The 6,000-nt window shown below is 69.0% G+C and carries 3 protein-coding genes and 1 pseudogene; 2 read left to right on the top strand and 2 right to left on the bottom strand.

The window, feature by feature from the left end; translation table 11 throughout:
- Window positions 1-101: pseudogene (locus tag FV226_RS28470) on the top strand (porin family protein); the annotation flags it as partial.
- Window positions 102-289: 188 nt separating this feature from the next.
- On the opposite strand, the gene parE reads toward FV226_RS28470, so the two are convergent.
- A complete protein-coding gene (gene parE, locus FV226_RS05080) occupies window positions 290-2,362 on the bottom strand; it encodes a DNA topoisomerase IV subunit B (RefSeq protein ID WP_147762030.1) in 2,073 nt (690 codons plus the stop codon).
- Window positions 2,363-2,641: 279 nt separating this feature from the next.
- Here parE and FV226_RS05075 point away from each other — a divergent pair, with 279 nt between their 5' ends.
- Window positions 2,642-2,827, top strand: a complete 186-nt coding sequence (locus FV226_RS05075) for a hypothetical protein (protein WP_147751177.1) — start codon at window positions 2,642-2,644, stop codon at window positions 2,825-2,827.
- A gap of 109 nt (window positions 2,828-2,936) precedes the next feature.
- Here FV226_RS05075 and topA read toward each other — a convergent pair whose 3' ends face one another.
- Window positions 2,937-5,702 (bottom strand): type I DNA topoisomerase, encoded by a 2,766-nt coding sequence (topA, locus tag FV226_RS05070; protein WP_147762029.1) that lies wholly within the window; start codon window positions 5,700-5,702, stop codon window positions 2,937-2,939.
- Window positions 5,703-6,000 lie beyond the last annotated feature (298 nt).

The raw sequence follows: 6,000 nt of genomic DNA, 5'->3' as shown, positions 1-6,000 counted from the left end.
CGCCGGGCGTGACCGTCGTGCAGAGCGGCCTGAACCGCAACAACAGCACCGAGTTCGCTGTCGTGCGCGCCGGCCTGAACTACAAGTTCGGCTCGTACTAGGACCTTCGGGACCGGACGCGGCCCGCACCCCGGGCCGCAGCCGAACCCGATCCTCGGCCCGACACGCAGAAGCCCGGCCGAAAGGCCGGGCTTCTCGCGTTTTGCAGACCCGTTACCCGCACGGAGCTACGCACGAAAAAGCCCGGCCGTAGGGCCGGGCTTCGGGTCGCACCGCCAATGGGGTCGCCTCAGATGTCGAGGTCGGTCTTCTCGGCGAAGACGGCGCGCTCGGAGATGAAGGCGAAGCGCGCCTCGGGCTTGTTGCCCATCAGGCGCTCGACCGCGTCGCCCGTCGATTCGCGGGCTTCGTCGAGAACCGCGACGCGCAGCAGGATGCGCTTCTTCGGGTCCATCGTGGTTTCCTTCAGCTGCGCCGGCATCATCTCGCCCAGCCCCTTGAACCGGCTGATCTCGACCTTGCCGCCCTTGAACACCGACTTGATCAGCTGCTCCTTGTGGGCGTCGTCGCGGGCATAGGCCATCTTGGTGCCCTGCTGCAGCCGGTAGAGCGGCGGCATCGCGAGGTAGAGGTGTCCCTTGTCGATCAGCTTGGGCATCTGCCGGTAGAAGAAGGTGATCAGCAGCGAAGCGATGTGGGCGCCGTCGACGTCGGCGTCCGTCATGATGATCACCTTGTCGTAGCGCAGGTCCTCCCCACGGTACTGTCCGCCCGTGCCGCACCCCAACGCCAGTGTCAGGTCGCCGATCAGCTGGTTGGCGCCGAGCTTGTCGCGGCTCGCCGAGGCGACGTTCAGGATCTTGCCGCGCAGCGGGAGGATCGCCTGCGTGGCCCGGTCGCGCGCCTGCTTGGCCGAGCCGCCGGCCGAGTCGCCCTCGACGATGAAGATTTCGGAGCCCGCAGTCCCGGCGGCCGAGCAGTCGGCGAGCTTGCCGGGGAGCCGCAGCTTGCGCGTCGCGGTCTTGCGCGCGACCTCCTTCTCCTGGCGCCGGCGCAAGCGCTCCTCGGCCCGGTCGATCACCCAGTCGAGCACCTTGTTGGCCTGGGCCGGCGAGGCGGCGAGCCAATGGTCGAAGGCGTCGCGGATCGCCGTCTCGACGATGCGCGACGCTTCGACGGTGGCGAGCTTGTCCTTGGTCTGGCCCTGGAACTCGGGCTCGCGGATGAACACCGACAGCATCGAGGCGCAGGTGGCCATCACGTCGTCGGTGGTGACGGCCGTCATGCGCTTGGCCTGGTTCACCCGCTCGGCATGCTCGCGCAAGGCCCGCAAAAGCGCGACGCGCAGGCCCGATTCGTGGGTGCCGCCCTCCGGCGTCGGAATGGTGTTGCAGTAGGAAGCCGAGACGCCGTCGTCGTGCACCATCCAGGCGACGGCCCATTCGAGGGAGCCGTGCGAGCCGGGTTTGGTGATCTTGCCGGAGAAGATCGCGTCGGTGACGAGCTCCTTGCCCTCGATGTCGCGGGCGAGGTAGTCGCGCAGGCCGCCGGGGAAGCGGTGCACCGCCTCGGCCGGCACGTCGGTGCCCTCGATCAGGGACGGCGCGCAGCGCCAGCGGATCTCGACGCCTCCGAACAGGTAGGCTTTCGAGCGCGCCATCTTGAACAGGCGGCGCGGGTCGAATGCCAGCGAGCCGAAGATCTGCGCGTCGGGATGGAAGCGGATGCGCGTGCCACGGCGGTTCTGCACCCGCCCGACCGTCTCAAGCCCACCCTGGGCATGCCCGCGCGAAAAACTCTGGCGGTAGAGGGTCTGGTTGCGCGCGACCTCGACCTCCAGCACGTCGGACAGCGCGTTGACGACGGAGATGCCGACGCCGTGCAGACCGCCGCTGGTCTCGTAGACCTTGGAGTCGAACTTCCCGCCCGCATGCAGCGTCGTCATGATGACTTCGAGCGCGGACTTGCCCGGAAACTTCGGGTGCGGGTCGACCGGGATGCCGCGGCCGTTGTCGGTGACCACGAGCGCGCCCGACGCCTCGAGCTCGACCTCGATGAAGCTGGCATGGCCCGCTACCGCCTCGTCCATCGAGTTGTCGATCACCTCAGAGAAGAGGTGGTGCAGCGCCCGCTCGTCGGTGCCGCCGATATACATGCCGGGTCGGCGCCGCACCGGCTCCAACCCCTCCAGCACCTCGATGTCGGACGCGGTGTAGCCGGCCTCAGAACCGACGAGCGGGTCGAGCGCCGCCATCGGCGCCGCGGGCTTGCGCCGGCGGTCGGATGCGGGCGGAAGGTCGGCGGCGCCCTTGGCCGCGCCTTTGGCGCCCGGTCCGAACAGGTCGCGAGCGGGGTCGCTCACGCGACGGGCTCCAAGTTTAGGGTCACGTCTCGCATGGGCTTTCATCCGCTCACGATATCGGAACAAAACGGAAACATCAAAGGCGATCCGCCCGCGATTCCTTGGCGCAGCTTCGCATGTGCGGCGCGCGGCCACCAAACGCTGCGATGCAACCGTCATCGGAGTGATGCGCAGCTCTGGTTAAGATCGCCTCACGTTGCAGTTTCGCGCGGAACTGGGGAGGGCATCCTGCATTATACCGCAAAAGCTCCGCCGCGCTTAGGGCAGGGAACGCCACCGATGACGACCGCTTCGATCGAGGCCCGGACCCTCACCCTCGCTCGCCTGGAGCGCGCCGCCGGACAGGCCTTCGGCTGCGAGCAGGAGGGTGCGTCCGCGTCCCGCCTCACGCTCGTCGGCCCGACCACCATCGCCCTGGCGACCTTCGCGACGGCGCTTGCGGCGACGATCAGCTATCTGATCTGAGACGTCCGAGCGTCTTCACGCGAAGCGGTCACCACGCGAAGCGGTCACCGGCTCGCATGAAGACGATGCTTCGTGATTGGACCGGATCACCGAGCCGGCGGCGAACGGTCTAGCCGCTCGCCTTCTTCGTCGCAGCCGGCTTCGTAGCGGGCGTCTTGGATGCGGACGTCTTGGCCGCCGCGGCCTTCGGGGCCGCGCGCTTCTTCGCAGCCGGCTTGGCAGCGGATTTGGCAGGTGCGTCCACATCCTTGGTGGCCTTCGCGGGCTTCCGCGCCGCCGTCTTGGCGCCACGGGCCGGCGCGGCCTTGCGGCCCCGGCTCGGCTTGCCGCCGCCGGCCGCGCGCTTGGCGTTGACCAGGTCGATGCCCTCTGCGAGCGTCAGCGCATCGGCGGCCGTCGACTTCGGCAGGGTCGCGTTGACCTCGCCGTCGGTGACGTAGGCGCCGTATTTGCCGGCCTTCACCACGAGCTCGCGCCCCGTCGCCTCGTCCTTGCCGATCGGACGGCCGGGATCGGAGGAGGGGCGACCGCGCCCGCCGCCCTGTTCCTTGGCGACGATCAGGTCGATCGCCCGGTTGGCGCCGACCTCGAGCACGTCGTCGTCCTTGCCGAGGTTCGCGTAGGTCTTGCCGTGCTGCACGTAGGGCCCGAACCGGCCGAGGTTGGCCAGGATCGGCTCGCCGGTCTCCGGGTGCTTGGCGACCTCGCGCGGCAGCGACAGCAGACGCAGCGCCTTCTCCAAGTCGACCATCGAGGGCGTCACGCCCTTCGGCAGCGACGAGCGCTTGGGCTTGACCGCATCCTTCTCGGTGGAGGCCTCGCCGAGCTGGACGAACGGACCGAAGCGGCCGTCGCGGATCGTGACCGGCAGGCCCGAGACCGGGTCGTTGCCGAGCAGCCGCGTCCCGGGCGGGCTGCCGTCCGGCGAAGACCCGTCGCCCTCGCCGTCGACGCCCGCGGCCGAGAGCTGGCGGGTGAACTTGCACTCGGGATAGTTCGAGCAGCCGACGAAGGAGCCGAACTTGCCGAGCTTCAGCGAGAGCTGGCCCGAGCCGCAGGTCGGGCACGTGCGCGGGTTCGAGCCGTCCGCCTTCTGCGGAAAGATGTGGTCGCCGAGCAGCGTGTTCAGCGCTTCCAGCACCTCGGTGACGCGCAGCTCCTTGGTGCCGCCGACGGCGGCCGAGAAGTCGCGCCAGAAGTCGCGCAGCACGTCGCGCCAGTCGATCTCGGCGTTCGACACCCGGTCGAGCTGGCCTTCGAGGTCGGCTGTGAAGTCGTACTCGACGTAGCGCTTGAAGAAGCTCTCCAAGAAGCCGGTCACCAGCCGGCCCTTGTCCTCGGGCTGAAGGCGCTTCTTCTCGATCTTCACGTATTCGCGGTCGCGCAGGGTCTGAAGCACGGCGGCGTAGGTCGAGGGCCGGCCGATGCCGAGTTCTTCCATCCGCTTGACCAGGCTCGCCTCGGAGAAGCGCGGCGGCGGCTCGGTGAAGTGCTGGGTCGAGGCGATGCGCTCGCGCTTCAGCGCCTCGCCGGCCTTCATCGGCGGCAGGCGCTTGCCGTCCTCGTCCTCCTCGTCGTCCTTGCCCTCTTGGTAGAGGGTGAGGAAGCCGTCGAACTTCACGACCTGGCCGGTGGCGCGCAGGTCGATCTTGCGCGGGCCGACGCTGGCCGTCACGTCCACGGTCGTGCGCTCCAGTTCGGCCGACTCCATCTGGCTCGCGACGGTGCGCGTCCAGATCAGGTCGTAGAGCTTGGCCTGCTCGGGATCGAGCATGCGCGCGACCTGCTTCGGGAGCCGGCCCATCTCGGTCGGGCGCACGGCCTCGTGGGCCTCCTGCGCGTTCTTGGCCTTGACGCTGTACTTGCGTGGCACGCCCGGCACGTACGTGTCGCCGAACTCGCGACCGATCACGCGGCGCGCGTCGGCGATGGCCTCGGGCGCCATGTCGACGCCGTCGGTCCGCATGTAGGTGATGAGGCCCACGGTCTCGCCGCCGATGTCGACGCCCTCGTAGAGCTTCTGCGCGACGCGCATGGTCTGCGCCGGCGCCATCCCGAGTTTTCGCGATGCTTCCTGCTGCAGGGTCGACGTGGTGAAAGGCGGCTGCGGGTGGCGCTTGGCGGGCTTGGCCTCCACGCTCGCCACCTGGAAGGTCGCGAGCTCGAGGTCGCGCTTGAACGCGGCCGCGCCCTCGCCGTTGCCGACGTCGAGGCGCTGGATGCGCTTGCCGTCGGCGCCGACGAGCCGGGCCTCGAACACGCCGCCGTCGGCGGTCGAGAGCGTCGCCACCAGCGACCAGTACTCGCGCGGCTTGAAGCGCTCGATCTCGACCTCGCGCTCGCAGACGAGCCGCAGCGCCACCGACTGCACGCGGCCGGCCGAGCGGGCGCCGGGGAGCTTGCGCCACAGCACCGGCGAGAGGTTGAAGCCGACGAGGTAGTCGAGCGCCCGGCGGGCGAGGTAGGCGTCGACCAGCGCCTGGTCGATCTGGCGTGGCTGGCGCATCGCCGTCTCGACCGACGCCTTGGTGATCGCGTTGAAGGTGACGCGCTCGACGGGGATGCCCTTCAGCACCTTGCGGGCATTCAGCGCCTCCAGCACGTGCCAGGAGATCGCCTCGCCCTCGCGATCCGGGTCGGTCGCCAGGATCAGCTTGTCGGCGCCCTTCACGGCGCGGGCGATCTCGGACACCTGCTTCGATCCGCGGGCGTCGAGCTCCCAGATCATGTTGAAGTCGGCCTCCGGGTCGACCGAGCCGTCCTTGGCAGGAAGGTCCCGGATGTGCCCGAACGAGGCGATGACTTCATAGTCCCGGCCAAGATACTTGTTGATGGTCTTGGCTTTGGCCGGCGACTCGACGACGACGACTTTCATGGACGAAACAGCCTCTCGTCAAAGCCCGAGCAGCGGCAGGAACGCACCAATTGTGGGGTTTCGCGCCGCGGCCGGGCCGGACCTGCGCCGGGCATGAAGTGGTTCATGCCCCGCGGGTTGTCAAATGGGGGCTGTCCGAGGCGTGGCGCGAACGCGCCGGTACAGTCTCGCCGCAGCGGCGCGCCGACGGAGGGTGAGGACGCCGGAAACGCTACGGCGGGTCCCTCTCCCATGGGGAGAGGGACCCGCGCTCGACCAAACACCTGGTCGAGCGCGGCAAATCGCCAGGATTCGGAAG

The organism is Methylobacterium sp. WL12 (assembly GCF_008039475.1).
In the GTDB taxonomy this organism is placed as follows: Bacteria; Pseudomonadota; Alphaproteobacteria; order Rhizobiales; family Beijerinckiaceae; genus Methylobacterium; species Methylobacterium cerastii.
Note: the sequence above shows the minus strand (reverse complement) of the source record. Positions and strands in the feature narration are given on the sequence as shown.